General features: G+C 38.3%; 23 protein-coding genes. 8 read left to right on the top strand and 15 right to left on the bottom strand.

Going from position 1 to position 25,518, the window contains the following annotated elements:
- Positions 1-16 precede the first annotated feature (16 nt).
- Entirely contained in the window at positions 17-286 is a 270-nt protein-coding gene (locus tag IPK35_01200; protein ID MBK8051914.1) for a 30S ribosomal protein S18, read from the top strand.
- Between the two features lie 19 nt (positions 287-305).
- Positions 306-752: a 50S ribosomal protein L9 gene (locus IPK35_01195; protein MBK8051913.1), complete on the top strand. Its 447-nt coding sequence runs from the start codon at positions 306-308 to the stop codon at positions 750-752.
- Between the two features lie 532 nt (positions 753-1,284).
- On the opposite strand, the gene IPK35_01190 is transcribed toward IPK35_01195, so the two are convergent.
- The 5 genes from IPK35_01190 to IPK35_01170 form a co-directional block, all read right to left on the bottom strand.
- Complete coding sequence (locus IPK35_01190; GenBank protein MBK8051912.1) at positions 1,285-1,836, bottom strand: hypothetical protein; 552 nt, start codon at positions 1,834-1,836, stop codon at positions 1,285-1,287.
- A 37-nt stretch (positions 1,837-1,873) separates the two neighbouring features.
- Positions 1,874-3,106, bottom strand: a complete 1,233-nt coding sequence (locus tag IPK35_01185; protein ID MBK8051911.1) for an alanine dehydrogenase — start codon at positions 3,104-3,106, stop codon at positions 1,874-1,876.
- An 81-nt stretch (positions 3,107-3,187) separates the two neighbouring features.
- Positions 3,188-3,640 carry a tRNA (adenosine(37)-N6)-threonylcarbamoyltransferase complex ATPase subunit type 1 TsaE gene (tsaE, locus tag IPK35_01180; protein ID MBK8051910.1) on the bottom strand — a complete coding sequence of 151 codons (453 nt, stop codon included), beginning with the start codon at positions 3,638-3,640 and terminating at the stop codon, positions 3,188-3,190.
- A gap of 193 nt (positions 3,641-3,833) precedes the next feature.
- The gene (locus tag IPK35_01175) at positions 3,834-4,538 is read right to left on the bottom strand and encodes a gluconate 2-dehydrogenase subunit 3 family protein (protein ID MBK8051909.1); all 705 of its coding nucleotides are present in this window, start codon (positions 4,536-4,538) and stop codon (positions 3,834-3,836) included.
- 2 nt (positions 4,539-4,540) lie between these two features.
- Positions 4,541-6,280 carry a GMC family oxidoreductase gene (locus tag IPK35_01170; GenBank protein ID MBK8051908.1) on the bottom strand — a complete coding sequence of 580 codons (1,740 nt, stop codon included), beginning with the start codon at positions 6,278-6,280 and terminating at the stop codon, positions 4,541-4,543.
- 271 nt (positions 6,281-6,551) lie between these two features.
- Here IPK35_01170 and IPK35_01165 point away from each other — a divergent pair, with 271 nt between their 5' ends.
- The 3 genes from IPK35_01165 to IPK35_01155 all read left to right on the top strand — a co-directional run bounded on the left by IPK35_01165 (position 6,552) and on the right by IPK35_01155 (position 9,381).
- A complete protein-coding gene (locus IPK35_01165; protein MBK8051907.1) occupies positions 6,552-7,043 on the top strand; it encodes a dihydrofolate reductase in 492 nt (163 codons plus the stop codon).
- Positions 7,040-8,341: a DUF2851 family protein gene (locus IPK35_01160; GenBank protein ID MBK8051906.1), complete on the top strand. Its 1,302-nt coding sequence runs from the start codon at positions 7,040-7,042 to the stop codon at positions 8,339-8,341. The genes IPK35_01165 and IPK35_01160 overlap by 4 nt, the downstream gene beginning before the upstream one ends.
- A 92-nt stretch (positions 8,342-8,433) precedes the next feature.
- Complete coding sequence (locus IPK35_01155) at positions 8,434-9,381, top strand: beta-lactamase family protein (GenBank protein MBK8051905.1); 948 nt, start codon at positions 8,434-8,436, stop codon at positions 9,379-9,381.
- 250 nt (positions 9,382-9,631) lie between these two features.
- On the opposite strand, the gene IPK35_01150 is transcribed toward IPK35_01155, so the two are convergent.
- From IPK35_01150 to IPK35_01135, 4 genes are all read right to left on the bottom strand, one after another.
- Positions 9,632-11,188: a serine hydrolase gene (locus IPK35_01150; protein MBK8051904.1), complete on the bottom strand. Its 1,557-nt coding sequence runs from the start codon at positions 11,186-11,188 to the stop codon at positions 9,632-9,634.
- A gap of 32 nt (positions 11,189-11,220) precedes the next feature.
- Entirely contained in the window at positions 11,221-12,153 is a 933-nt protein-coding gene (locus IPK35_01145) for a metallophosphoesterase (protein ID MBK8051903.1), read from the bottom strand.
- Positions 12,154-12,232: 79 nt separating this feature from the next.
- On the bottom strand, positions 12,233-13,315 hold the full coding sequence (locus tag IPK35_01140) for a LacI family DNA-binding transcriptional regulator (protein MBK8051902.1): 1,083 nt from the start codon (positions 13,313-13,315) through the stop codon (positions 12,233-12,235).
- A 100-nt stretch (positions 13,316-13,415) separates the two neighbouring features.
- Entirely contained in the window at positions 13,416-14,099 is a 684-nt protein-coding gene (locus tag IPK35_01135) for a hypothetical protein (protein MBK8051901.1), read from the bottom strand.
- Positions 14,100-14,447: 348 nt separating this feature from the next.
- On the opposite strand from IPK35_01135, the gene rlmF reads away from it, so the two are divergent.
- Positions 14,448-15,446, top strand: a complete 999-nt coding sequence (gene rlmF / locus IPK35_01130; GenBank protein MBK8051900.1) for a 23S rRNA (adenine(1618)-N(6))-methyltransferase RlmF — start codon at positions 14,448-14,450, stop codon at positions 15,444-15,446.
- Positions 15,447-16,475: 1,029 nt separating this feature from the next.
- On the opposite strand, the gene IPK35_01125 is transcribed toward rlmF, so the two are convergent.
- The gene (locus IPK35_01125; protein MBK8051899.1) at positions 16,476-18,092 is read right to left on the bottom strand and encodes a hypothetical protein; all 1,617 of its coding nucleotides are present in this window, start codon (positions 18,090-18,092) and stop codon (positions 16,476-16,478) included.
- Positions 18,093-18,321: 229 nt separating this feature from the next.
- Between IPK35_01125 and IPK35_01120 the strand changes: the two genes are divergently transcribed.
- Positions 18,322-18,873 carry a DUF2075 domain-containing protein gene (locus IPK35_01120; GenBank protein ID MBK8051898.1) on the top strand — a complete coding sequence of 184 codons (552 nt, stop codon included), beginning with the start codon at positions 18,322-18,324 and terminating at the stop codon, positions 18,871-18,873.
- A 537-nt stretch (positions 18,874-19,410) separates the two neighbouring features.
- On the opposite strand, the gene IPK35_01115 is transcribed toward IPK35_01120, so the two are convergent.
- From IPK35_01115 to scpB, 5 genes are read right to left on the bottom strand one after another with little or no spacing between them, the layout of a single operon-like run.
- Positions 19,411-20,517 (bottom strand): NADH:flavin oxidoreductase, encoded by a 1,107-nt coding sequence (locus IPK35_01115; protein ID MBK8051897.1) that lies wholly within the window; start codon positions 20,515-20,517, stop codon positions 19,411-19,413.
- A gap of 40 nt (positions 20,518-20,557) precedes the next feature.
- Positions 20,558-21,898 carry an alpha-L-fucosidase gene (locus tag IPK35_01110; GenBank protein MBK8051896.1) on the bottom strand — a complete coding sequence of 447 codons (1,341 nt, stop codon included), beginning with the start codon at positions 21,896-21,898 and terminating at the stop codon, positions 20,558-20,560.
- Positions 21,899-21,950: 52 nt separating this feature from the next.
- Positions 21,951-22,865, bottom strand: coding sequence for a lytic transglycosylase domain-containing protein (locus IPK35_01105; protein MBK8051895.1), 915 nt, complete (start codon positions 22,863-22,865; stop codon positions 21,951-21,953).
- Positions 22,866-22,894: 29 nt separating this feature from the next.
- Entirely contained in the window at positions 22,895-23,416 is a 522-nt protein-coding gene (locus IPK35_01100) for a DUF2480 family protein (GenBank protein ID MBK8051894.1), read from the bottom strand.
- Between the two features lie 7 nt (positions 23,417-23,423).
- A complete protein-coding gene (gene scpB / locus IPK35_01095; GenBank protein ID MBK8051893.1) occupies positions 23,424-24,038 on the bottom strand; it encodes an SMC-Scp complex subunit ScpB in 615 nt (204 codons plus the stop codon).
- 811 nt (positions 24,039-24,849) lie between these two features.
- On the opposite strand from scpB, the gene ruvA reads away from it, so the two are divergent.
- The gene (gene ruvA, locus IPK35_01090; protein ID MBK8051892.1) at positions 24,850-25,443 is read left to right on the top strand and encodes a Holliday junction branch migration protein RuvA; all 594 of its coding nucleotides are present in this window, start codon (positions 24,850-24,852) and stop codon (positions 25,441-25,443) included.
- Positions 25,444-25,518: the final 75 nt, after the last annotated feature.

Genomic DNA, 25,518 nt, shown 5'->3' with positions numbered 1-25,518 from the left:
CCCATAAAAAAGAAAAATAATGGCATCAAGAGACGATATAAAATTTCTTAGCAATCCTTCCATTGGGCAGCAAAGAAAAAAATATTGCCGATTCAAAAAATACGGCATAAAGTACATAGACTATAAAGATTCTGAGTTTTTACTACAGTTTATCAATGAGCAGGGTAAACTTCTACCAAGAAGGATAACCGGTAACTCACTGAAATATCAAAAACTCGTGGCTGTGGCAGTAAAAAGATCCAGACACCTGGCTATCTTGCCTTATGTTGCAGACTTATTAAAATAATCTTTAAAAATTTTAAAAAATGGAAATTATTCTTTTAAAAGATATAGATACACTGGGCGATAAACACGAAATCGTCAAAGTAAAGCCGGGATATGGCCGCAATTACCTTATTCCACAGGGATTGGCAGTCAATGCCAATGCAGTAAACCGCAAAAAAAGGGATGCCATCATATCAGAAGAAGATGCTAAAGAATCGGCAAGACTTGACGAATACAGAGAAATGGCCGCTAAACTTGAAGGACAAACTCTAAAAATTGCTGTAAAAGCAGGTACTTCCGGCAAAATCTTTGGAAGTGTTACTAATGTTCAGATCTCACAGGCACTTAAAGATCAGTTGGATATGGAAGTGGAACGTAAGAAGATACATCTGCCTGAAGAGGTAAAAGAGATGGGTATTTATACTGCTGATCTTCACCTTCACAAAGAGTTGCATGCCAAGGTACAGTTTGAGTTGGTTCAGGACTAATTAGTTTTTTTAGTGGATAAATAGAAATAAAAGGAGCCTTGTGAGAAATAAGGCTCCTTTTTTTATAAAGAGAATTTGATAAAACGTTACCGATAAACTATTCATTCGAAAGAAAAAACTACTTATTTAACATGAATTCGGGATAAGGTATTTTATCGTACTTTTTTTACTGATTTAAATAAATAGGGGCGTAGCTCTGTTATCTTTGTAATCGGAGTGCCAAAACTTAAAATCAGGGGCGTTAGCCCTGTAATCTTAAAACAATTTCAGTATCATTAAAGATGTCAAGGCTACGCCCCTTATTATCAATTAGTTAGTTCTTTTTACAAAGATATCAGAGCTAACGCTCCTTCTTTTAATAAAACTACTTAATAAATTAACTCGCTACCTTAATTTTTCTCTAATAGACTTGAGAATATACCACATTTGCTTCAATTCTCTTAACCCGAATTCTCGTTATTTAAAGAAGCAGAAGAACCATAAAAATCAATTATCAAAAAAATCTTCAAAAAACTGTCAGCGGTTTCATTCTCTAACCTGCATTAGATTGTTCAGCTGCATTGAAGCCAATAGGATTAAATCCAATGGCGGCAGGTTTCTGCTCTTCATCATCAAAGTCTTCCCAGTCAGTGATATCTTTTATAAATGTCTCCATATGACGAATGATAAATGGTGCCTTGATCTCATCAGGTCTCAATATTTCAAGAGTCAAAGGAGGTTTGGGTTGTCCGTATCCTTCTATATGAGGACTCAGCAGCATAACCATGATTTTACCGTTAAATAGTTGCTGATACATCAGAGAACCATTGGATTTTATCATGGTCCTTTTTACACCGGAGTCCTCTACATTCTCAGAAATACCGCTACTAGACCTTCCCAAATCAAGGATGACAGCTTCTAAATTTTCTATGTTATCCCTGACTATCACCTCTGCTTTGGGTAAGTCGGCTTGTTGTAATATTTCATTGATTGTTTTAGTGAGCATTGGTTTCACTTCATCATGCCATGCCTTTCTGTATTTCTGGGTATTGTCAAGCACTTGTTTGTACTTGTTGACTTTTGATATGAGTGTACCTGTATCCATGATGTTTTTGTTGATCTTAATTTGGTTTGATATAATACTATGATTTGCTGGTCATGAGGAGGTCGAGACTAGTGTATTTGAGTCCGAAACGTCGGCTCAGGTATTCGTTGGTAATACATCCTTTGTAGGTATAGCATCCGTTTCTTATACCTTTGTGCTCATAAAGCAGATTGTCAAAATGAAGGTTTGCGCTCATCTTCAACAATAGAGGTGTTATGATATTGCTGACTGCAAGAGATGAGGTCCGACTCACTTTAGATGCAATATTTGGAACACAGTAATGTATCACTACGTGTTTAATAAAACTGGGATCATCCAGTGTGGTCATATGTGATGTTTCGATACATCCGCCCTGATCAATGCTGATATCTACTATAACGGCACCGTTTTTCATTTTTGACACCATCTCTTCTGTCACGATAATAGGTGTCCTACCGCTCTTGGAGTGTATAGCACCGATCACTACATCGGCACTTGTAAGCTGATATGCCAGATAAACGGGATTGATGGAAGATGTGTGTAAATGCCTGCCAACAGCGGTCTGGAGTCGCATCAGTTTTGTTATGTTATTGTCAAATACCCGAATGGACGCACCCAGACTTAACGCTACTTTTATGGCTGATTCGGCTACAACTCCGGCTCCTAAAATAACTATCTTGGCAGGAGGAACACCTGAAACTCCACCCAAAAGTAGTCCTCGACCACCTTCCCGGGTATTGTTGAGATATTCTGCAGCTGTAAGAACGGCACTCATTCCGGCAATTTCACTCATGATCCTTACTATCGGGTAACTTCCGTCTTCTGATTGAAGATATTCCATAGCCAGTGCGGTGATCCTTTTTTTCTTCAATTTTTCCAAATAGTCATCATTCAGGACCGGAAGTTGTAATGGTGAGATCAATATCTGTTCAGGCTGCATAAGGTCAATCTCTTCAGAGGTAGGAGGCGCAATTTTTACAAGTACCTGAGATTTAAAAACCTCCTCTTTGCTATGCGAGATATGAGCTCCGGCTTCTGAAAAATGGTGATCAGTGAAACTGGATTTTATGCCTGCACCCGACTCAATGACAACTTTATGCCCGTAGCCGCAAAGTGTTCTGATGGATTGGGGAGCTAAAGATACTCTGTGCTCACTCAGGATGATTTCTTTGGGCACACCAATAGTGAGGCTTTTTTTACTTTCGCTGACTGCAAGTGTTTCTACCTCAGTTTGATATTGTCCTTCCGTAAAAAAATCTGAAAAAATAATAGGTTTGGCAGGATTACTCATAAATTGGAGTTAATAGAATTTTTGAACTTGAGCAAAAGAATACAAAACTAAAAAATTATATTAGAACTTTTATTGTAATTATCAATATTTTGAATTTAGTTTTTCTGCTCCCAACTCTGACATTAGATTTATTTCAATATTTCTGCTTCCTGATGGTCCTATATGTATTGTAATGGAGTAGTAACTGATATCAAGCAATGGTAAGGCAATCTCGGGCCATTCTATAAAACAGAAATTTCCACTGAACAAATACTCCTCAATTCCGAAATCTAATGCTTCTTCAATACTATTGATTCTATACAGGTCCATATGATAGACCGGTCCCTGAGACGATAAATACTCGTTTACTATCGAAAAAGTCGGACTGTTGATATCATCCTGATTACATCCTAAGGATTTACAGAGAAATTTTACAAATGTCGTTTTTCCGGCTCCCAGATGACCTGTGAACGTAAATATTCTGCTCTGTGTATATTGTGCCAGGACTCTTTTTGCCAGGTTCTGGAGTTCAGCAAGGGTATTTATCTCATACATCACATTCCAAGGATTTTACCTAAATATCTAAAATGAGATTCGTAGTGAGAGCTTCAAATACAAGAAAATAAGCACTTTTAGCGACAAATCATAGTCACCACTCTGGTGCGAAGCTAAAAGTGAGCAAAGCGACTGATTTTGAAGTATTTGGAGGTCGTAATAGATTATCATTTTAGATTTTTAGGTTTTACACTTATCCGATAATATTTCCTTCTGCATCCCATTGTATGATTTTATGCTGATCTTCTATTTTCAGACATTGAGTAAGTGTCTTTTCGTCATATGAAAAGCCATATTTTTGCATTACTTCCGGAGGTACTCCATCCCATTGGTTGGGTCTGTTGCCCAGATAACCAATGTCTTTTATACCTTCTTTTGAAGTAAAGAATCCTGTACAAGTCAGATTTCTCATCACATTAAAAAATTTGACTCCGGGCTTCATAGCAGCTTCGGCTTTATCCGGCCAGGCTATCTGGTCGATGAGTACTATTCGCTGATCCGGAGTTATTTCATCAAAGGATTTGTCAAAAGTGGCCAATGAAAAGTTTTCCAACCACATCAACCCACCTCGCACTGGCACCTGAAGCTTTTTGTCATCTTTCATCATAAACTCTATAAAATCGGGAACTCCGGCTTCATTAGCGCTACAGGATACATCGTCCGCAGGAATGATGATGTCTGATAAGATTTCCACCATTTTCCGTTCTTTTTCGGTAAAAAATGTTTCTGACAAAAGTTTTTTATCCACTGCCTCTTCTTCTGGTGTCCTTCCATACAAATACGTTTGAGTAGTGGATTGGTTTGTTACCTCTTTGTCATCTTTGCAGCCAGTGCTGATGAGCAAACCGGTGGCTACCGTTCCTGTGATGAGTACTTTAAGGTTTTCTCTTCTGTCCATGGTCAGATGTTTTGTTTTTTGAGTTGATCTATGATATAATCAGATGTACGCCATGCGAGTGCCAGAATCGTCCACGTAGGGTTTTTGTCGGCTTGGGACACAAATGATCCGGCATCAGTCACAAAAAGATTTTTACACTCATGTGCCTGTGCGTATTTATTCAAAACTGAAGTTTGGGGATTGTCACCCATACGGGATGTACCCACTTCATGGATGATACGACCCGGGGAATGCAAGCCGTTTTGTGTGCTTTCGTCAGGTTTTTTGCCCAGGATGATTGCGCCCATGCCGGTCAGGATCTCTTCAAATGTATCATGCATATGTTTGGACTGCTTTAATTCATGATCAGTCCATTTGTAATGAAACTTGAGCACTGGAATGCCATATTTATCCACAATTTCCGGATCAATCTCGCAGAAATTGTCATATTGGGGTATACTTTCACCCCGACCGGACATACCGACAGTTGTCCCATATATTCTCCTGATGTCTTTCTTTAGACCTGCTCCAAAACCACCATTGGGAGAAGGATTGCCGAACTCATCTTTGATATATGATCTCATAGTTTCCATACCAAACCCAAATCCATAAGAAGGCATAGACATGCCGCCCCAATACTCCAGATGATATCCACGAGGAAAGTTCAGTTTTTTGTTGTCGAGCCACCAGGGAGAATACACATGCATACCACCGACACCATCTTCGTTGTACCTTGGTCTGTCTATCAGCTCAGGCAGTATTCCCATTCTGTCAGCACCGGTACTGTCGTGCAGATATCTTCCCAATACCCCGGAACTGTTTGACAGACCATTCGGATGTATTTTTGACTTGGAGTTGAGCATAATTCTGGCGGTCTCACATGCTGAAGCTGCGAGTACGACCACTTTTGCACCTATCCTGTACTCTTTAAGGTCTTTTTTGTCAATATAGATAAGCCCTGTTGCTTTGCCCGATGTATCAGTGATCACTTCTCTGACCATAGCCAAAGTATATAAATCCACTGATCCGTTTTTCATAGCCGGTTGTATCAGACAGGTACCGGAAGAAAAATCAGCATATACCTGACAAGCCCGATTACATTGTTTACAGAAGAAACAAACTCCCCTGTCATTATTAATTTTTCGTGTCAGTATAGACAATCTGGCAGGGATGACCGGAACTTTGGCTTTTGCAGCACCTTTTTGAACAAATAATTCGTGCAGTCTTGGTTTGGGTGGTGGCAGGAAAAACCCGTCAGGATCATTGGGCAAACCTTCATTAGTGCCAAAGACACCTATGAGCTTATCGACTTTATCATAATAAGGTTTTACGTCTTCATAAGTTATCGGCCAGTTATCTCCCAAGCCATCAATGTCTTTTCGTTTAAAATCTTTGGGTCCGAATCTTAATGAAATCCTGCCCCAGTGATTGGTCCTTCCACCGAGCATCCGAGATCTGAACCAATCAAATTTTGTACCTTCGGCCCTTACATAGGGTTCGCCATCTATCTCCCATCCTCCCCAGGCAGCATCAAAATCGCCAAATGCCCGCTGAGTATTTGCTCCTCTTCTTGGTGACTCCCACGGCCATTTTAGTTGAGTCCGAAACTCTTCCTTGGCAGGATCAAAATCGCCGCCGGCTTCAACTACAGCGACTGACAGCCCAGCCTCCGAGAGTACTTTGGCGGTCATGCCACCTCCTGCTCCCGAACCTACTATGACGACATCATATTTTTTATCTTGTTCTCTGATCTGAAAGCTCATACAGTGTTTACCATTTTGTGTGGTAAATATAGCAGAATATCACCCATGAAAATAAATTTTGTGAATTTTTTACCTAATTCGATTACTTTTGTACTATTAAGAGTATGTTTAAAATTTTTCTTAGTTGTAAATCAAGAGATTATGGTTCTGGCAATAAAATAATCAACGCATTTAGCGAGCTAAATAAGGCGATTATTTTGAAGTCAGGTTCATAATACATTGATTTTAAGGCAATAAAAATTTAAACATACTCTAACTTCAACAATTTGATATGATCATTTCGTGTATAGTGGCATTGGCTAAAAACAGAGTCATAGGTAAAGACAATGATATTCCGTGGTATCTTCCTGCAGACCTGCAATATTTTAAAAAAACCACTATAGAACACACGGTGATCATGGGCAGAAATTGTTATGTTTCTATTGGAAAACCACTACCAAAGAGGACAAATATCATCGTCACGAGAGATCCGTTTTTTATTTCGTCCAACTGTCTGATAGCAAGATCGATACCTGAAGCATTGCATATGGCTCATCAGGCAGGAGAGAAGGAAGTATTTATCATAGGCGGTGGTCAGATTTATGAGCAAACTACTGAACTATGGGATAAGATATACATTACTGAAGTCGATACGGATGTAGAAGGAGATGTGTTTTTTCCTGATATTGACATGACTGAATGGCGTCTTGTGTCTTTATCAGAACATAAAAAGGATGATAAAAATCTGTTTGATTATACCTTTAAAGTATTTGAAAAAGTATGATGCTTACGCCTATAAAAGAAGACTTTCTGCACTATCTCTGGAGAACAAAAAAGGTGCCTCTCCATCATTTTGAAACAACTGATGGCAGGAGTGTCGAAGTCATCGACTACGGGATGTACAATGTAGATTCAGGACCGGATTTTTTTAATGCAAAAATCAGGATCGGTGATACCATCTGGGCAGGAAATATAGAGATGCACGTATTCAGTTCTGACTGGAATAAACATCGGCACCAACATGACAAAGCCTATGAAAATGTAATCTTACATGTAGTGTATGAAAATGACAAGGAAATAAAACCGGCAAATAGTGATTTTGACATACCTACCATAGAGCTAAAAGGTAAAATACCGGGTATTTTTCTGAATCAATATTTGTATCTGATGCAATCTCAGGACGAAATTCCCTGTGCAAGACTCCTGAAAAATGTGGATCACGAAAAAATACACTTTTGGAAATACGGCTTAGTTGTGGAGCGATTATTTCAAAAATCAAATGTCGTAAATATCATTCTGGAACATACGCAAAACGACTGGGAAGAAACCTTATACATCCTGCTGGCAAGATATTTTGGTGCAAAGGTCAATGCCGAACCTTTTGAAAGAGTAGCCAAAAGTCTGCCTTCATCCATACTTGCCAAAAACAAAGATAAACCATTGGCTATCGAAGCATTGATTTTCGGGCAGTCCGGTATGCTTCTGGCTGACTATAAAGATGAGTATTTTCAGAGCCTGAAAAGAGAATATACTTTTCTAAAACATAAGTACCAGCTTCAAAACATCGATGCTGTATCCTGGAAATTCAGTAAATTGCGACCTGTAAATTTTCCAACTATCCGCCTTGCTCAGTTTGCTTCATTGATAGCCGGCAATTCGGGGATTTTCAGTATGATAAAAGAAACTGAAAGTCCTGCCGAAATAAAACGCATTTTGAAATCCACTGCAAGCGCATATTGGGATACCCACTATAAATTTGATTCTGAATCCAAATATCAGAAAAAAGTAACAGGAAGCGACTTTGAAGACATTTTACTGATCAATGCCGTTTGTCCTATCCTGTATTTTTACGGAAAGTTGAATGATGAAGAAAAGTATATCGAAAAAGCCATCAATATCCTGGAACACCTTGCGTCAGAAAACAATAATATCACAGATATGTGGAAGTCTTACGGCCTGCATTGTAAGTCTTCATTTGACTCTCAGGCACTGATACATCTGAAAACTCAATATTGTAAAGAGTTCAGGTGTCTTCAGTGTACCATAGGAAATGAAATCATCAATAAATCCAAAATAACATGAAGCTGACGATTAATACTGTGTTTTTTATGCTGTTTTTATTAATCCGCCTCTGTGGACAAACTGACAGTATAGATATAATTATCAAAAATCATATGGAAAAGCAAAAAATTCCGGGACTTTCTATCGCCATCATCCAAAATGGTAAAACTATCGTAAATAAAGGTTTTGGTTACTCCAATCTCGAGCATAGTGTACCTGCGACTGAAAAAACGGTATTCAGACTTGCTTCCATCAGCAAACAGTTTTTCGGAACCGCGATCATCAAACTTGCGCAAGATGGAAAATTATCGCCGGATGATCATTTGAAAAAGTATTTTGTTGATGCACCTGAATTCTGGAGAGGAATCACGATCAAACATTTGCTGACCCATACTTCCGGGCTGGTACGGGAAGCACCCGGATATGAAAATTTTATGGTAAAAAGTGAACTTGATGTGATCAAATCTGCATATAGTGCGCCATTGGAATTTCCTACCGGCACAAAATACCAATACTGCAACCTGGGTTACTTTATTATAGCTGAAATCATCACTCAGGTGAGTAAGATGCCATGGCAGGAGTATATCAAAAAAGAATTGTTCGACCCTGCGGGCATGCAGGAAACGTATCTGACCGAATACTACCCTGTGATACCTCATCGTGCAGACGGATATGTGTATAACAATGGAACATATGTCAATGCAGAGCCGATGATAGCCATCCGGCCATCCGGTGGTTTTCTGTCCACCACATCAGATATGGTCAAATGGGAGCAAGTCCTGCTTCAAAAAAACATCATTCTAAGTCCTGAAAACTGGGATAAACTCTGGTATCCACATTTCAGGACTTCAGAGAAACAAGAGACCTTTTATGGATTTGGTTGGGTTATAGATACGATAGATGGTCATAAAACGATAGGTCATAGTGGCGGCAATATTGGTTTCAGGACGCATTATCTACGGTATGTGGACAAGGGATTATCGATCATCGTCCTCACCAATTCCAACAATGCTGCTCCAATCGATATTATTAAGGAGGTGGGTAGGTATATGTTAAAGTGATTTATTATTTTTGATACTTAAAATTGCTTTGACAGATAAATTTTATCTATTAGTTTTTTTTATTAGTGCAAAATATAATATCATCCATCCAAAACCTGCTATGAGCCAAATATGTACTGGACTAGTAATTTTAATAAGTTCATTATTGATGTAATATTTGCTGAACATTTCGAAGACCCAAATCAAAAATGAAACAATCATTAAATTCTTTACATATTTTGGTTCCATTTTTGAAAATTTATCTATTTAATCAATTTCTAACCCTCACCGGATCAAGGTCGTGAAAATCAAAACTGAAATCAATATTGGGTGAAATGCCATTGATCTTCATTCGGTTGGCGATGCCGGTTTTGTTCTTTAAAAATGTTACCAAAGCATCAGCATTCATATCCTGATATTCCCATTTGACGGCAAAGGTATCAGTATCATAGTATTGGAGTTCCCCATTGAGTTTAGGAGATCTCAGACATTGGATATACAACTTGCCTTCTTTATGAAAAACTTCTATTTTTCCAAACCATTTGTCTTCATACATTCCAGTAAAGGTGGGTATTTGGGGGTTGATATTTTTTGAAGATGCAACTTTTTGCCATACTGCAGTAGTGACAGAGTCTCCGGTGTGAAGCATGGTTTTCATCCGGGATATGTAATAAGACTGCCAGTCGAATTGATCAAGTTTGAGATACTTGTCCATAATCGTTTGTGTAATTGTTGAAAACATGGCTGCCCCACCTGGTTCGGTATTGGTAAGCACCACAACACCTGCATTAAGGTCTGGCAACAAAAGTGTTTTGGACAACATGCCAGGCAAACCACCTGTATGTTCTACTACCATTTTTCCAACCTTGTCTGAGAGAAACCAGCCTAGACCATAGCCACTAAAATGGGAATTGTATCTTTTGTTTCTGGATGCGGGTATAGTGGTGTGAATCTGCCACATATCCCGATGACTATTTTCGGAAAAGAGTGTTTTACTTTTATCTTCTCCATATTTGCCTTGTTGCAATTGTGTGATCATCCATTTTGACAAATCACTGACATTGGAAAGTATCCCGCCTGCTGCCCCATTGGCAGTATGGTGAAAATGTGGAAGAGCTTTGAGCTGACCATCAGCAATACCATGCGGAAAAGCAATGTTTTCATCCTTAAATCCACGTATTTCGTCACAAAAAGTATGCTCCATACCCAGCGGTAAAATGATCTTTTCATGTAAAAATTCATGCCATTTTTTACCTGAGATTCTCGCTATCACTTCTCCTGCCACAAGATAAAGCATGTTGTCATAGTCATACTGAGTTCTGAATGCAGACACAGGTTTGAAGTGCTGAAAAGAAGTAGCGATATCTTTTATAGTAAAGTCAGTCCCATCAGGAAACATCATCAGGTCTCCCACTCCCAACCCAAGTCCACTCCTGTGAGTCAGTAAGTCTTTGATATTGAAATTTTTAGTCACATAATCGTCGTACATCTTAAACTCAGGTATGTATGTGATCACTCTGTCTTCCCACTTTAGCTTGCCTTCTTCTATCAATATCGCAAGGGCGGCGGCTGTAAATGCTTTGGTGTTGGAAGCGATGGCAAAGTTGGTATGCTCATTGACGGGTTCTTTGGATTGAATATTTTTATATCCATATCCTTTAGAATGGATCACTTTGCCATCCTGTACCACTGCAATTGCAGCACCTGCTACATTGAACGATTTCAGGCATGATTCTGCAAGTGAATCTATAAATCCTGAAGTTACCTGAGCATTCAGATGATATCCGGATATCGAAATGTAGAAAATAAAAATGTAAATAAATCTCATGCCTTTCAATTTTAAAACAGTTTTAATGCTAATTATGGTTTATCATACTCAATGATTTCTCTTCTGATGGTTCCGTCTTTATGAAACTCAAATAGCGCATAGGCAGGCTCAAAGTCCTGAAATTCCCCTTTCCACCATTTTCCGCTGATGGCGCCATTGCAAAAATATTGAACTCCCAGGTATGTCACATGATCCTGTAGATGGATATGACCACTCAGACATGCTTTAATGTTGGAATGTTTTTTAAATAAATTTTTTAAACGACGCGCATCGGTATGGAGTAATGCCCTGGATAATTTCCAGTCGCCATTGGGCAGCATATCATCAAAAAACATGGCACTGCAAAATGAAACTATCGGTATATGCGATATGATACAAATGTGTTTATTTGCCGGGATACTGTTTAGTTCCGTTTCCAGCCATGTGTATTGTGCATCATCTAATCTGGCGATATAACCACCATTGTTTTCCTGAGCACTGTCCAAAACGATAAAATGCCATTCAGATTTTTCAAAACTGTAATATCGCCCGGGCATATTCAGTACCTTGATGGCCCAGTTTTTATCGTAAAGCGGGTCAGATTTGATGCTTTCGTCCTTCACTTGCCAACCCCAAACATCATGGTTGCCTATACAGTGATACACCGGCAGTTTGTTGTGTGCAGAGAGGATTTCAGTCCAGATTTCCCACTGTTTGGCAGTTTTGGTTTTATCAGCTGCCAGCGCATCCATGATACTGTCTCCACCATTGATGATAAACGAAGGTTTGGTTTTCAGTTGATTGATATGAGTCAGCGCTTTTGCCATACCAGCCTTTGATATTTCATCATCTTTCACATGAACATCACTCATGAACACGGCTCTGAATGATGGCTTTTTATTTTTGGAGAGAACATCTTGCTCAGGCCTCAGGGCTGAAAAAGCAGATATAACGGCGCCGCTTTTAATAAATTTTCTTCGATCCATGTTTTTAAAGTCTTTGGTCTATGGCAAAGTTTGACTTCATTTGGTTGGTTTGAGCTATAAAATTATTCGACTGAAAAAATTAGCCCTTAACCATAGAGCCATTATGAAAATTATCAATGTAAAAATCCACATTTTCCTTCAAAACGATATCCAAAGGCAGGTATTGGGTTTTTTTAACTTCTTTTTTGAGTACAAAGTGATTGACAAAATTCATGATGCCTGTGTATCCCTGCAAAATTGGGTTTTGATTGATGATAAAGTCTATCTTATCTTCTTTGAGATATTGGATATTTGGCCCGATCATATCGAATCCTACTACATCATATTTTTTAACATCATCTGTGGTAAAAAACTGTGCGATTCTGTATGCTCTTGAATTGGTGAAGAATATTCCTTTCATTTTTGGATGTTGGCTTCTGACTCTTTCCCAGAAATCTCTTAATTTTACTTCATCCAAAAACTGATCAAATTCATACCAGATAACAGGATTTTCAAACATATTATGTTCTGCAAAATATGCTTTGAGTCCTTCAACTTTATCAGAATAATGTTGAGCGTTAGTAAGGGTGTGCCCCAAATTGAAGGCGATGATTTCATCCCCTTTTTTTAACCTAAGGTGAAAAAGTCTGGCTGCCAGATAGCCACTGTTGTATGAATTTTGTCCTACATAACAGAGTATGCCGGGATGTTCTATCTCTGTATTGATTGTGATGAAGGGAATTCCCAATTTTTCTGCCGCTTCAAGATGTTCAAGGGATTCAGTGGTAAATGCAGGGGCAGTAAGGATAGCATCAGGTCTTGATTTGATAGCATTGTCCATTTGCATATTAAATTCATCTTTCCTGAAAAGATCAAAATCGTAATACTCTACCTGAATTCCATAATGTCTTACGAGTTCGAGTGCATTGATCATACCCTCACGCGGTTGCTCCCAAAAGATGTCACTGTTGGGATCCGGGCTGACTATTGCAATTTTATAGACCTTACTGGAAGCAAGTGCACTGGCCATGAGGTTTTTTTCATACCCAAGCTCATCGGCAATTTTTATAATTTTTTTTTCAACGTCTTCGGCAACATTGCCTCGTTCATTGATCACTCGATCCACAGTACCTCTGGAGACACCTGCGATTCTGGCTATATCTTTTATTGTTACCTTCTTCATCAAGACAACAAATATATTATGCTTTGATTAAATATAGAAATTAAAATGCAAATTATTTGTGTGTACGGGCACGAATTTTTAAAGATCGAAATCTGCTCCGTCAGACATTTTGAACAATAGCATCTAAAACGGACGGATTTGCACCCATTCCAAAATGGCTGCTTCTTATTTCTACATTGAGATGGTGTTCATCTGTAATTTTATCCATACAGGCTTCCCAAGGCACAATTCCATCTTTTTTGGAATAAAAAGCGACAGATGGCATACTTACAGGCGATGACAGTCGCAGCACCAAAGTATGGTCAACATCGTAATCATCATTCAATAGTTCGAAAACCCACTTTGCATTGTTGGGAGCCTGTATATCTCCGAAAGGACTACCCAATGTCATGACTTTGGATATAAGGTCTGGTCGCTGGTGGCTCACTTCGCGGCTGAACAAGCCCCCCATACTCCAGCCAATGAGAATAATGGGCTGATTGTGTCTGATTTTTATAGCTTCAATTTTTGAAATGAGTTCAGGTAATTTTTCCATTCGACCCAGATTGGTGCCCATTTCCCAGCCATATACCTGAAATCCTTTTTTAGACAGATATTTCCTCAGAATTACTGTCCAGAAATCAGATGTCAACAGTCCCGGGACCACCATTACAACTTTGCCCTGCCCTATATTTTCCTTTTTTGCAAAAAGCAGGTAAAAGAAGCCCCTGATAGTTTCAATCAGTGATCTGAAAATCTCAGTAAGATGAAGAAGTTGAGATGGTTTTTTGATGTTGTTTTCCATAATAGGTATAAGTCATTCCATAAAATCTGAAAGTTATTAAATCTGAAAGTTGAGCACAAATGTAAACAATAGTAACCAAATTGCTTTTATAATAACAATAAGAATCATCTTTATTGTACTCTGGGTTAAAGTAATACCATGAAGGATGTATTGAAATTTTTTGTTTTTAGAAAAGGTAAAATAGAAATACGGGTTATTTCAGAAGACCATCTCTCATAGAATGACATGAGAAGGAGTTATCTTTGCGAGATATTAATAAAGGAAATTCGGTAATCCCTTATGACAACTATGTCTTCAAAAATTTTATTCGCCAATTCTAATTTTACATTCGTAATTTTTTAAAAAAAAATGCACATTAATCAACCAAAATCTCATGCAGACAAGCGGGAACACCCGGCTGAAAAAACGAGACTGCACCATCGCAACATACACCGTGAGCGATATGATTTCGATGCACTGAAGGTATCATATCCGCCGCTTTGCCCATTTATCACTAAAAATATATATGGGGATGATTCTATTGAATTTGCTAATCCCAAAGCAGTTCGTGCACTTAATACATCCCTGATGATGCATTATTATGGTATACAATCATGGGATATACCCGAGGGATATCTATGTCCTCCCATACCGGGCCGAGCTGATTATATACATCATACCGCCACCTTGCTGTCTCAATCCAATTATGGAAAGATAACCAAAGGAGAACACATCACGGTGCTGGACATAGGGGTGGGTGCTAGTTGTGTCTACCCTGTCATCGGCGTAAGTGAATATGGATGGACGTTTATAGGCAGTGAGATAGACACTGCTGCTGTCACTTCAGCACAAGCCATCATTGATAAAAATCCGCATTTGGCTGGAAAGGTTATCTTACGCTTCAATCCGGACGCCGGAGATATCTTCACCCACATTATTAAACCTGATGAATATATAGACATGACGATTTGCAATCCTCCATTTCATACATCTGCTGCAGAGGCTCGGTCAGGAACAATGCGAAAGTTGAAAAATCTTAATCCTACGAAGCCACCTGTGCAGGTATTAAATTTTGGTGGGACATCTACAGAATTATGGTGTGATGGCGGCGAAGAGCGATTTGTTAAAGATATGATCACACAAAGCAAAGCATTCGGGGACAGAGTATTGTGGTTTACTACACTGATATCAAAGCAATCCCTTGTAAGAAGAACACAAACAGCGCTCAGAGATATCGGTGCCAAAGACATCCGGATCATCCCTATGGGACAAGGCAACAAGACCAGCAGGATATTGGCCTGGACATATCTCAATCCGGGACAACAACGAGAATGGACCGGAAAAAGATTTGGAGAAGCGAAGAAGTAGGCAGGGTATTGGCATCATTAGTTTTGGAATATCCAACATTATCCGAGTGCTATAATGGGAAATAAATGCCCATATAGTAGTTATAATGGAAAATAAGCGACTATTTTGGTCAATAAAGACCGTTTTATGGAAAATGAGTAAACATTCGACCAGATGATGAAATTTTACGCCCATGATAATTTTCATTAAGAAAAATTATGTCTTCATAATGCTCAAAATCAGGATGTTGGTTAAGCTATTTTTCGCAAACTAATATATTTTGAAATATACTTAAAATACTCTTAATGGCATTGGCTATGTTAAAGTATATATATGATAAGAAAAATGTAGGTAAGTGCGCTCAGTTACCTGTTATAATTCGAAGACGGTGGTTGAGCGCATCCGCCGCGGCGGAGAAGCCGAAACCACTTGAGGAAGCTTATTTTCGGAGACAGGTTTCATGAAGTATAGAGGATTTATACTCAAAATAAATTGGTTTGCGAAAATTTAATTTATCAATTTATTCATTTTCAGTAAGGACGAAGCGAAGCTTGTCTTTAAAGACATTTATCGTCTTTATAATGGCGACAGAATTATTTGCAAAATAAATTCTCGTCGGTATAAGTCAACTAATACCTAAATATCTAAAATGAGATTCGTAGTGAGAGCTTCAAATACAAGAAAATCAGCACTTTTAGCGACAAATCATAGTCACCATTATGGTGCGAAGCTAAAAGTGATCCGCCGCGGCGGAGACTGATTTTGAAGTATTTGGAGGTCGTAATAGATTATCATTTTAGATTTTTAGGTAATAGTAAAAATCTAAGTTCAAATCTCCTCTATTTGTATCTAAATATCAGAATTATTACTATTAATCATATATTAAAAATAACACAGCCATGGTATTTTAATCTCTGCATAAAATCATAAAGATTCGAGTTTTTATTGGAAGTTTATATCTTCACCTGGATTAATTCCATAAACTGTCTTTATTATATACAGATAACATTTTTAAATGTACTTCAAATTTTTAAATTTTAAGCTTTGACACTACCATTGGCACCACCTATTGGCATATTCTGCCATATTGTTACGTATGGAAACAACTGATGAATAAGCCTGATTTACTGTCATTCTTCTTCTGAGATTTTTAAGTAGGATATCAAATGATACAATTGGAAAACCGCAATTGGAAGCATTTAGGCGCGCCGGCTCAAGTACGTTATTGATTAAATAGTATTTATCTCCATTCTGCCAGCTATGGACTTCAGCAAAACCAAGTTGGTATCCAAGCATATAAGCATACCATGGATTGGTAAGTACTCCACCACAGTTGCAGTTTTTACTTATAAACCGACCTGTATTTTCCCTGGTCACAGATATTTTTGAATATAATAGTCCTGATGCAGGATATTTTTGAATTTCATTTAGAACATCGTCAAAACCGTCTGTAGCTAAACCAATAGAAATTGCATATTGTCTGGCAGAGTTTACGTTATCTGATATATAATTGACGTCCCCGCGTTTGTAGGCGACATACTCTGCATAGCCAAGATAAAGGCCCAGATAAAATATGTTTTGCATATAAACCGGATTTATCAAGCCTGCTGATCCCTTTTGCTTTACTGTAATTGGTAGTACCATTGAAGCAGATTTACATCCTTCTTGACTTACATGTACTTGAAGAGGGAGTTGCTGTGGTTGTGCAGTAATTCTTGCTGAAAAATATAACGCAAATCCGTGTTCGGGCCGGTTCATGTTGGGAGGCCACGCACTTCCATCATTTACAACTACAATGCCTCCGGGTACCGATCCCCAATTATCTGTGACTTGTGGTAAGGTGAGAAATACCCTTTTATCGGAATAATTCCAACCCTTTACATAAAAGTTACAAATCTTACTTACTTCTCCTGGTATCAGTTCAAGTGAAGCACAATCACTGCGAATGCTCAATTGACAGTTCTCATCAGCAGGGTTATTATTGTTGTTATTCTGATCTATGATATTACACGAGTAATTTTGAAGAGAAGTGATAAAGATTTGAGCTATCTCCAATGCCCATTTTTCTCCTGCAGCTCTGCATGCTTCAATCACATCGGGCTTAACTCTGGCACCATGTGCACCACTCGCATAAATTGATATTCCAGCGCGAACGGTTATGGTAGCACAAGGAAGCACCACAAAAACCCTTCCAGTACCTTCATACGGGTCTCCGCTCACATTAGGATCCCAGGTTCCTGGATTTGCATCCGATCCTACACAGGAATTATTTCCCATAGCACCAACCCTTAGATTATTTTTGCCAACAGCAAACAAAACATTATTATCGTATTCTTGGCGCATTACTTCTTCAGAGCGTGTTCTGGAAAATAATTCAATTTCCCAGCTTGTATTAAAATCGATTCTTGCAGGCTCACTAAAATTAACGGATCCATTGGCCTTCATGTTACCATAGTTAAACTTAAGAGGATCTCCAATTGCCTTTCCTTCCTTGTTCGATTGTGCAAAAAAAGGCAAAGTTGGAATCACTTCCCGCAAATTTTGTTTTGCTTTTTCAAATCTTTCCTGGTAAGGATTTTGAACTTGTGTGAAGGATAAAAAGGATATTGACCATAATAAACTAAACAATATAATTTTTAACTTTAAAATAAAATTTATTATTTTCATGGCATATAATTATGTAAATCAAATATACTGAAAATAAATAAAAGTATAAGTGATCATTATCATATAGTACTATGATATTGCTTATCTCAGTCAGACCCTATGAGTTGAAGAAAATAAGTGCTTTGAAAACATTGCTTACGGCGCCAGATCGTCGCAGCATCCGCTTGCTAAAGCGGAAGAATTTTTAGAACTTTGCCTCAAGCATAAAAATAGCCAACTAAAATGTTGAATTATTACTATAAACAAGATATTAACATTAAAAGGAAAGTACCCAATTGTACTTACTAGAAATCTGCAAGCAGTAAAAAAATGGTTAAAAGAAAAAGCCCGAGGTTCCAAAAGGTATGGCAAAGTAGTATCTTCACAAGCTTATAGACTTAAACCCTACGCCATAGATGTAAAATCTCCCATGAATCCAGTAAACTGGTTTTTGGATGGTAAAGATGATATTAGATCTTCATATTTTTTGGAAGATGTTGCTACAGAATTCCAGGTTCAAGGCCTAGAACTTGATTGGACTTGCGTTATGTGGGACGGTGATTTACGTTATACAGAAAATGGCTGGAAATCTTTTTCTTTTGTGGGTAACAAATGGCAAAATATAAAGAAAGAAGGGCGAAAAAAATACCTAATTAATGCATATCGAGTTTTACTAACCAGAGCAAGGCAAGGAATGATTATTGCAATACCAGAAGGTGATTTTGAAGATCATACAAGAAAACCAGAATTTTATGACCTTACTTATGAATTTCTAAGCAAAATAGGCTTTGAAGTTATCTAACGCATAAAAAGAAAAAGAAATCATGAGCGTTTCAATTGAGTATATGTATCGGGATAGAGCAAAATATAAGCAATATTCTATTTTAGTTATTCCAAATAAAACCGATTGATACACTGAATTTATTAAAAAACCGATTTATCAATCTTTATTGGATGGTAAATATTTTATTCCGAGCCAATGGGGCTTCCAAGTTTACATAAATTTGAATATGATCCTGAACTTGACCATGAATTCCATGAAATTGTTGATATAAAATACTCAAATGGAACACCTGAGATTGAAAAAGATATTTTTGAAATACTGCAAAAAATTAATCATAGGTAATATAAAGGAAAGATCATCTTTTTCTGAAATGTTCATTAAAACCTACGTCAATACCCTCCTACTCCCGCACCCAAAAAACCCTTTCATTGACGCCCATCGATTGGACAAATCCCGGGATGTCCTTGCGTAAGGAGCGGCTATATTTTTGTCATAATATGATCAATGTCGTAAATATATCATCCTTACCTTATTTCCTCTATCCTCTCTACCAAATTATCCGACAAAACCCTGCCATCTCCTCATGTAATCAATAAAAGTGTCACTCAGGTCACAGGCTCGAAGATACTCAGGTGTATATGGGGGATATCCGGGAACAAATGCCTGATCCCGAGCTCTGGCAGGCCAGTCAGGGATGCCAATAGCAGCTCTGCCCAGTGCTATAAAATCCGCCCCTAAATCCATAGCTTTTGCACCATCATCTGAACTCCAAATCTCTCCGGCCACCATCACAGGCACATCCACAGGCAGAGTATCCCTAAACCACGTAATCAATGCTTTGTCACCTGATGGATATTTGTCCGGTTTTTTAAAAGCATTCCATGGAGAGAGATGAATATAGTCCGCACCCAGTTTGGCCAGTCTGGAAGCCAGTGCCACACTTTCGTCAAAGTCTATGCCTTTAAACGTATATTTGTCTTCAGGAGATATTCTGACTCCTACTATGAAGCGATCATCCACCTGATCTCTTATACCCGTAAGAATATCCTCAAGAAACCGGCTTCGGTTTTCGGCACTTCCACCGTATCGGTCAGTGCGGGTAATGGTCTCAGCACTTAAAAACTGATGAATCAGATAACCGTGAGCGCCATGCAATTCAACACCATCCATACCAGCTTCCTTAGCCCTGACTGCCGCCCTGATAAAATCTTTTGTAACACGCAAAATGTCATGTTCTGTTGCTCCCCTGACATCGATGTTTTTGCTACCTGTGGTATAGATGAGTGGTGATGCACTCCAGGGTTGTGTACCGGTAAGATGTTCGGGCGACCGTGCTCCACCATGAAAGATTTGAACCAGAGCCAATGACCCGTATTCGTGTAATCCGTTTGCAAGTCGTTTGATGCCTGAAATATGACTATCGTCCCAAATCCCGAGTTCTCCCGGCCATCCCTGACCATCTGCCGAAACATGAGCCGCGCAAGTGATGATGACACCAAAATCTTCTTTGGCCCGTCTTATGAGCCATCTGTATTCATCATCTCCCAGGGTACCATCAGCATGACTCTGGCCATTGGTCATAGGTGCGAGTGTGATTCGGTTTTTAGCGGTAAGTCCTGACCTGGTAAATGTATACGGTTGAAAAATATTTGTATCTTTCATGAAGCATTAAAATAGATATTTGGGGTAAATATTGTGAAAGCTATATGCCCAATCCTCCTGATCCTCTGTACAATCTTACAGGTTTTTTTAGCTCTATCTTGAGTACAGTCAGATATTTGTCATGACTCGTTGCCGGCACATTGATATATACGAGGCCGGGAACCTGACTCCAGGAGATTTTGCCGACTATCTTCCAGGGTAGAGCAGTATTGCTTCCTACGACACTGATACTTTTTATATCATCAAACAATCCTTTTACAACGGTCTGCTCTTTGGGATTGCCCTGCAAAAAAAGGTAAATACTGGTACTGTCTTTGGATAAGGTGGTCGGGCCATAAAAATGACCTTGTGGCAATCCTGCCGTAGTGCCGAAGATGGCTTCGCTGTGTTTTTTATTCCATGCACCCAGTTCTTTCAATACATTGATCTGTTCAGGAGGTATGGTACCATCTTCTTTTGGTCCGATGTCAAGAAGCAGATTTCCACCGTGTGAGATGGCATCAGCAAAAATGGTAATCACTTCATAAGGTGTCTTCCAGCTTTTGTCGTGTATCTGAAATCCCCAGCTATCATTGATCGTCATGCAAAGTTCCCACCAGGGGTATTTAGGTTTGGTCACAGGAAAATTCTGTTCTGGAGTATCATAATCGCCATAACCCTGCAACCTGCCATTGATGATGGATTGAGGATTGCGGGATAAGATCATTTGCCGTACTTTTTCAGATTCCCATCTTTCGGCACTGTGTTCCCAGTCGCCATCAAACCACCATAAATCAGGATTAAATTGCTTAGAAATTTCAGAAATCTGTCCCTGAAAAAATGTCCTGAAACGATTCCATCTGGCATAATCATTTTCCACTTTGTATCGCGAACTATCTTTCAAAAATCCGGGATAGTCATCATATGTCCAGTCGATCAGCGAATAATATGCACCACATTTGATATTTCGTTTTCTCAGAGCACTAAAAAAGGGTGTGATCATATCCTTTTTTGAAGGGGTGGCTTTTACTGTGCTAAGATTATTGAGTGTCGTATTGTAGGTAGCTACTCCATCATGGTGTTTTGTAGTAATGACAGCATACCGGGCACCGGATTCTGCTATAAGATCAGCCCAAAATTCAGGGTTGTAATTTTTCAAAGTGAAGCCATTCAGTTGCTTCATGTAGTCGGTATGGCTTATCTTTTTGTTATGGAAGCTCCACGACTCATCGATGCCGTTGACTGCATAAATACCAGTGTGAATAAAAATACCAAGCTTAGCATCTGAAAACCATTGCATTTTGTCCCTGATTTCTTCAGGTTTTATTTTAGTCTGCGCGTGACTGCTCCATTGGATATTCAATAGTGCTATACAAAATAAAATAAATCTTATGGTGTTCATTTGTTTGTGTTTTGAAAAGTTCAGTGTATCCTTATGTTGAAAATAGTTTTTTCTATTTTTCAGGTACTTTAATAGTATACTCTTTGCCCGGGGTGATAGTCAGTTTTTTACTGATGAGCCATGGGTTGTAGTATTTGAGCAGTCTGTAAGTGGTACCATGCTGATGTGCGAAATCAGCGAGGTCGGGAATGGAAGACGTCATCTTTAAAGTTTTCAGATTACCTGCATGATTGTACTTATGATGATCCTCAAGAAAATAACCAAAATCACCCGGGTTTTTGACTATTTCCTTGATAGCTATGATTCTGAAAAGATATCTTGATGTCTCCTCATTGATATTTACATCGTAGTAGCTGTTTTCTTTTTGTTCGGCAAGGGTCTTTGCAAAAGAAGTCGGTCCTACATTGTAAGCTCCTGCTACATTGGTCCAGGTGCCAAATCTTCTGTAGAGTTGTTTGATGTATTTGGCAGCTGCCAGCGTCGATTTTTCAATATTCATTCTTTCGTCCACATCTTCAGTGATCTCAAGGCCCATTTCACCACCGGCTAGTTTCATAAATTGCCAGTAACCCTTTGCCGATGCAGGAGATGTCAGATTTCTTAGTCCGCTTTCTGCGACTGCCAGATATTTGAAGTCATCAGGTATACCATTTTCCTGCAGAATTTTTTCTACTAAAGGAAAATGTTTGTGTGCCATTTTCAGATTCAGGAGCGTAGTAGATTGCCAGTAAGCATTGACACTCAACTCCCGATCCAGCCTTTCTCTGGTATCTTCATTCATTGGTACAGGCTCACCTGCAAAATCAAACTCTTTATCCAAATTGACGGAACGCACTTGCTGCGGCAGGTTAAAAAACCTCGCAACTTTTGCCTGCTTCTCAGTACTATACGATAAGAATATGAGCATGGTAAAAATGATGCCAGTCAGGAATCCGAATAAAGGAAAAAGTTTTTGATATCTGTTCATCTTATTTTGGGTTATACTATTTTATTAAATTAGTCCAATTTTCTGGGTCTTTTAAATATGGGAACTGTACTGCAAGGTTCTCCAAACATGATGCTTTGTGCATACGGTTTGAGCAAGCTTGTGATGTAGCCATAGGCATAAGCAGGTACAGGCTTGTGACTACACCCTTTTATAACGATACGCTGATCAATATATTTTTCAAAATCCATTTTGTTCAATACATTTTTGTAATACATGCGCAGGTAATCTTCTTCTGTTCCGTGATAAGTATCCGCAGCAATGCCATAAAGATAGGATTCGATGAGCATATATGCCCATAATGGTATAATGGCATCAACAGAACAAATGATAAGAACTATCTTATCCTGATACTTTGTCCATTCCTCTGTCTTTAAAGCATCTCTGAATTCTTTTTCTTTCAGGATAAGACCGTGAAAAAGGTGATCTTTCAAATCAAATACTTCAAAATCATGCTGAGGAAAATAATTTTCCAGATTGATGGTGATCAGACCGCTTTCTGCCACTTTATTGACTAAAACCGTATTTTCCATGTATTTACTATTCTTCTTCTTCGTGTTTATCAACACTATGACCCAATTTTAGTTCAGTCTCAATAGGTGCAGGCTCGCCGATTTGATTTTCTACAGGTTCGATTTCCTTCAGTTTTGGTAGGTCCTGTATACTTTTTAATCCAAAATAATCAGTAAACTTTGGCGATGTAATGTACAATAATGGCCTGCCTGGACCATCACTTCTTCCCGATATTTCGACAAGGTCTTTTTCCAGCAATTTCTGAATAGAATAATCACTATTGACCCCACGGATAGACTCTATTTCTGTTTTAGTGACCGGCTGCTTGTATGCTATGATGGATAGTGTCTCCAATGCAGGTTTGCTGAGTTTTTTATTGGTGGTTTGTTTCAGGAAAGTTCCTACAGTATGGTGGTAGGCACCTTTTGTCATAAATCGGAAGCCACCTGCCATTTCGACGACTTCAAAAGAAAAATTGTCATTATTGTACTTTTCTACCAATGCTGCAATGCCTGAGGAAATAGTTTCATCAGAGATTTCCTGACCCAATTGCTCTTCCATGACGCTCCTGATGTCATCAAAACTGATGGCCGGTGCAGCTGAAAAAATAAGGCTTTCAATATGAAGGTTCAATTTTTCCAATGATTTAATTATTTGGTTTAATGACAAATTTAGCTTTTATTTTTAAAAAACCAACTTATTGTGAAGAAATTTGAATTTCAGAAAACATCCAGAAGGCCGAATCAAAGGTTATACTGACGAGAATTTATTTTTCTAAAGACGATGGGACTCATGTCTTTATTATAAAAATAATTCTATCGCCATTAAGAGTATGTTTAAATTTTTATTGCCTTAAAATCAATATATTATGAACCTGACTTCAAAATAATCGCCTTATTTAGTTCACTAAATGCGTTGATTATTTTATCGCCAGAACCATAATCTATTGATTTACAACTAAGAAAAATTTTAAACATATTCTAAACTCAAAATGAATACAATAGAAGATGAATTTTTGCAAACCAATTTATTTGAGTATAAACATCCTTTATTAAATCCAATCGGAGACGTCTTTGATGAAGATGATTAGAAAAATACTGATTTCTACTTCATAGATAATCAAACGATTACATTTATAACAATGGTGAAAAAATTTGATTATCATAACATCTATGTTTTCGTCGAATACTCTAAACAGGTATTATAAGTTAAAGCATCGAAGTGCACATAGCTTTCTGGTTTTTCACAGGGAGCAGAAAATTTCATTTTTAGAATTTTAATAAAATGTCGTTTAGTTAAGACCTCTTTATGAAGTCTTTCCCTTGCAAGGGAAAGATTTAGATAGGGTAAAAACAAAGAAAAATTCCTTATCTAAACGACATTGGTTTTAAATATTATAATAATTTGCAATATATTTGCGTTTCGATATTTGCAACATTAAAACATCTAACCATTGATAGCTTATCTTCAGGGAACAATAACCCACAAGACACCAACATATATTTACGTCGATTGTAACGGCGTAGGATACCATGTAAATATCAGCTTGAACACGTACTCAAAACTTGAAAACCTCGAAAAAATAAAGATATTCACTTACCTAAGTATTAAGGAAGACGAACATTCAATATATGGTTTTTGTGATGACGAAGAGCGTGCATTATTTATATTATTGATATCCGTGTCAGGTATTGGGGTCAATACAGCCAGAGTCATCCTATCCTATATGACTCCCGAAGAAGTGCGTACAGCCATCATACATGAGAATGCCGTTGCCTTGGGAAAAGTGAAAGGCATAGGACCCAAGACCGCCAAACGTATCATACTTGACCTCAAGGATAAGGTCATCAAAGAAAGTGGTAAGGATCATGTGGTGCTGACAACAATGGAAGACAATTCCATCAAGCAGGAAGCCCTTTCTGCGCTGATTACTCTGGGATTTCCTAAGCCTGTGATAGAAAAACAAATCAAATTTATCACAGACAAACACCCGGAAATAGAACAGGTCGAAGATCTAATAAAACAGGTGCTTAAAAATATGAACTGATACAGGATTTTTTTACAAAAAAATATACGACAATTTGCCCGAATGACGTTAATTCCTGATGCAGGTATGTTTTCT

This window comes from Saprospiraceae bacterium (assembly GCA_016713025.1).
GTDB lineage: Bacteria > Bacteroidota > Bacteroidia > Chitinophagales > Saprospiraceae > OLB9.
The sequence above is the reverse complement of the archived record's forward strand: the minus strand, read 5'-3'. Positions and strand labels throughout refer to the sequence as shown.

Excerpts from the sequence above, each read along its gene's own strand:
- IPK35_01195 (MBK8051913.1), top strand. The coding sequence starts at position 306 with ATGGAAATTATTCTTTTAAAAGATATAGATACACTGGGCGATAAACAC.
- IPK35_01190 (MBK8051912.1), bottom strand. The coding sequence starts at position 1,836 with ATGGATACAGGTACACTCATATCAAAAGTCAACAAGTACAAACAAGTG.
- IPK35_01185 (MBK8051911.1), bottom strand. The coding sequence starts at position 3,106 with ATGAGTAATCCTGCCAAACCTATTATTTTTTCAGATTTTTTTACGGAA.
- tsaE (MBK8051910.1), bottom strand. The coding sequence starts at position 3,640 with ATGTATGAGATAAATACCCTTGCTGAACTCCAGAACCTGGCAAAAAGA.
- IPK35_01175 (MBK8051909.1), bottom strand. The coding sequence starts at position 4,538 with ATGGACAGAAGAGAAAACCTTAAAGTACTCATCACAGGAACGGTAGCC.
- IPK35_01170 (MBK8051908.1), bottom strand. The coding sequence starts at position 6,280 with ATGAGCTTTCAGATCAGAGAACAAGATAAAAAATATGATGTCGTCATA.
- IPK35_01165 (MBK8051907.1), top strand. The coding sequence starts at position 6,552 with ATGATCATTTCGTGTATAGTGGCATTGGCTAAAAACAGAGTCATAGGT.
- IPK35_01160 (MBK8051906.1), top strand. The coding sequence starts at position 7,040 with ATGATGCTTACGCCTATAAAAGAAGACTTTCTGCACTATCTCTGGAGA.
- IPK35_01155 (MBK8051905.1), top strand. The coding sequence starts at position 8,434 with ATGGAAAAGCAAAAAATTCCGGGACTTTCTATCGCCATCATCCAAAAT.
- IPK35_01150 (MBK8051904.1), bottom strand. The coding sequence starts at position 11,188 with ATGAGATTTATTTACATTTTTATTTTCTACATTTCGATATCCGGATAT.
- IPK35_01145 (MBK8051903.1), bottom strand. The coding sequence starts at position 12,153 with ATGGATCGAAGAAAATTTATTAAAAGCGGCGCCGTTATATCTGCTTTT.
- IPK35_01140 (MBK8051902.1), bottom strand. The coding sequence starts at position 13,315 with ATGAAGAAGGTAACAATAAAAGATATAGCCAGAATCGCAGGTGTCTCC.
- IPK35_01135 (MBK8051901.1), bottom strand. The coding sequence starts at position 14,099 with ATGGAAAACAACATCAAAAAACCATCTCAACTTCTTCATCTTACTGAG.
- rlmF (MBK8051900.1), top strand. The coding sequence starts at position 14,448 with ATGCACATTAATCAACCAAAATCTCATGCAGACAAGCGGGAACACCCG.
- IPK35_01125 (MBK8051899.1), bottom strand. The coding sequence starts at position 18,092 with ATGAAAATAATAAATTTTATTTTAAAGTTAAAAATTATATTGTTTAGT.
- IPK35_01115 (MBK8051897.1), bottom strand. The coding sequence starts at position 20,517 with ATGAAAGATACAAATATTTTTCAACCGTATACATTTACCAGGTCAGGA.
- IPK35_01110 (MBK8051896.1), bottom strand. The coding sequence starts at position 21,898 with ATGAACACCATAAGATTTATTTTATTTTGTATAGCACTATTGAATATC.
- IPK35_01105 (MBK8051895.1), bottom strand. The coding sequence starts at position 22,865 with ATGAACAGATATCAAAAACTTTTTCCTTTATTCGGATTCCTGACTGGC.
- IPK35_01100 (MBK8051894.1), bottom strand. The coding sequence starts at position 23,416 with ATGGAAAATACGGTTTTAGTCAATAAAGTGGCAGAAAGCGGTCTGATC.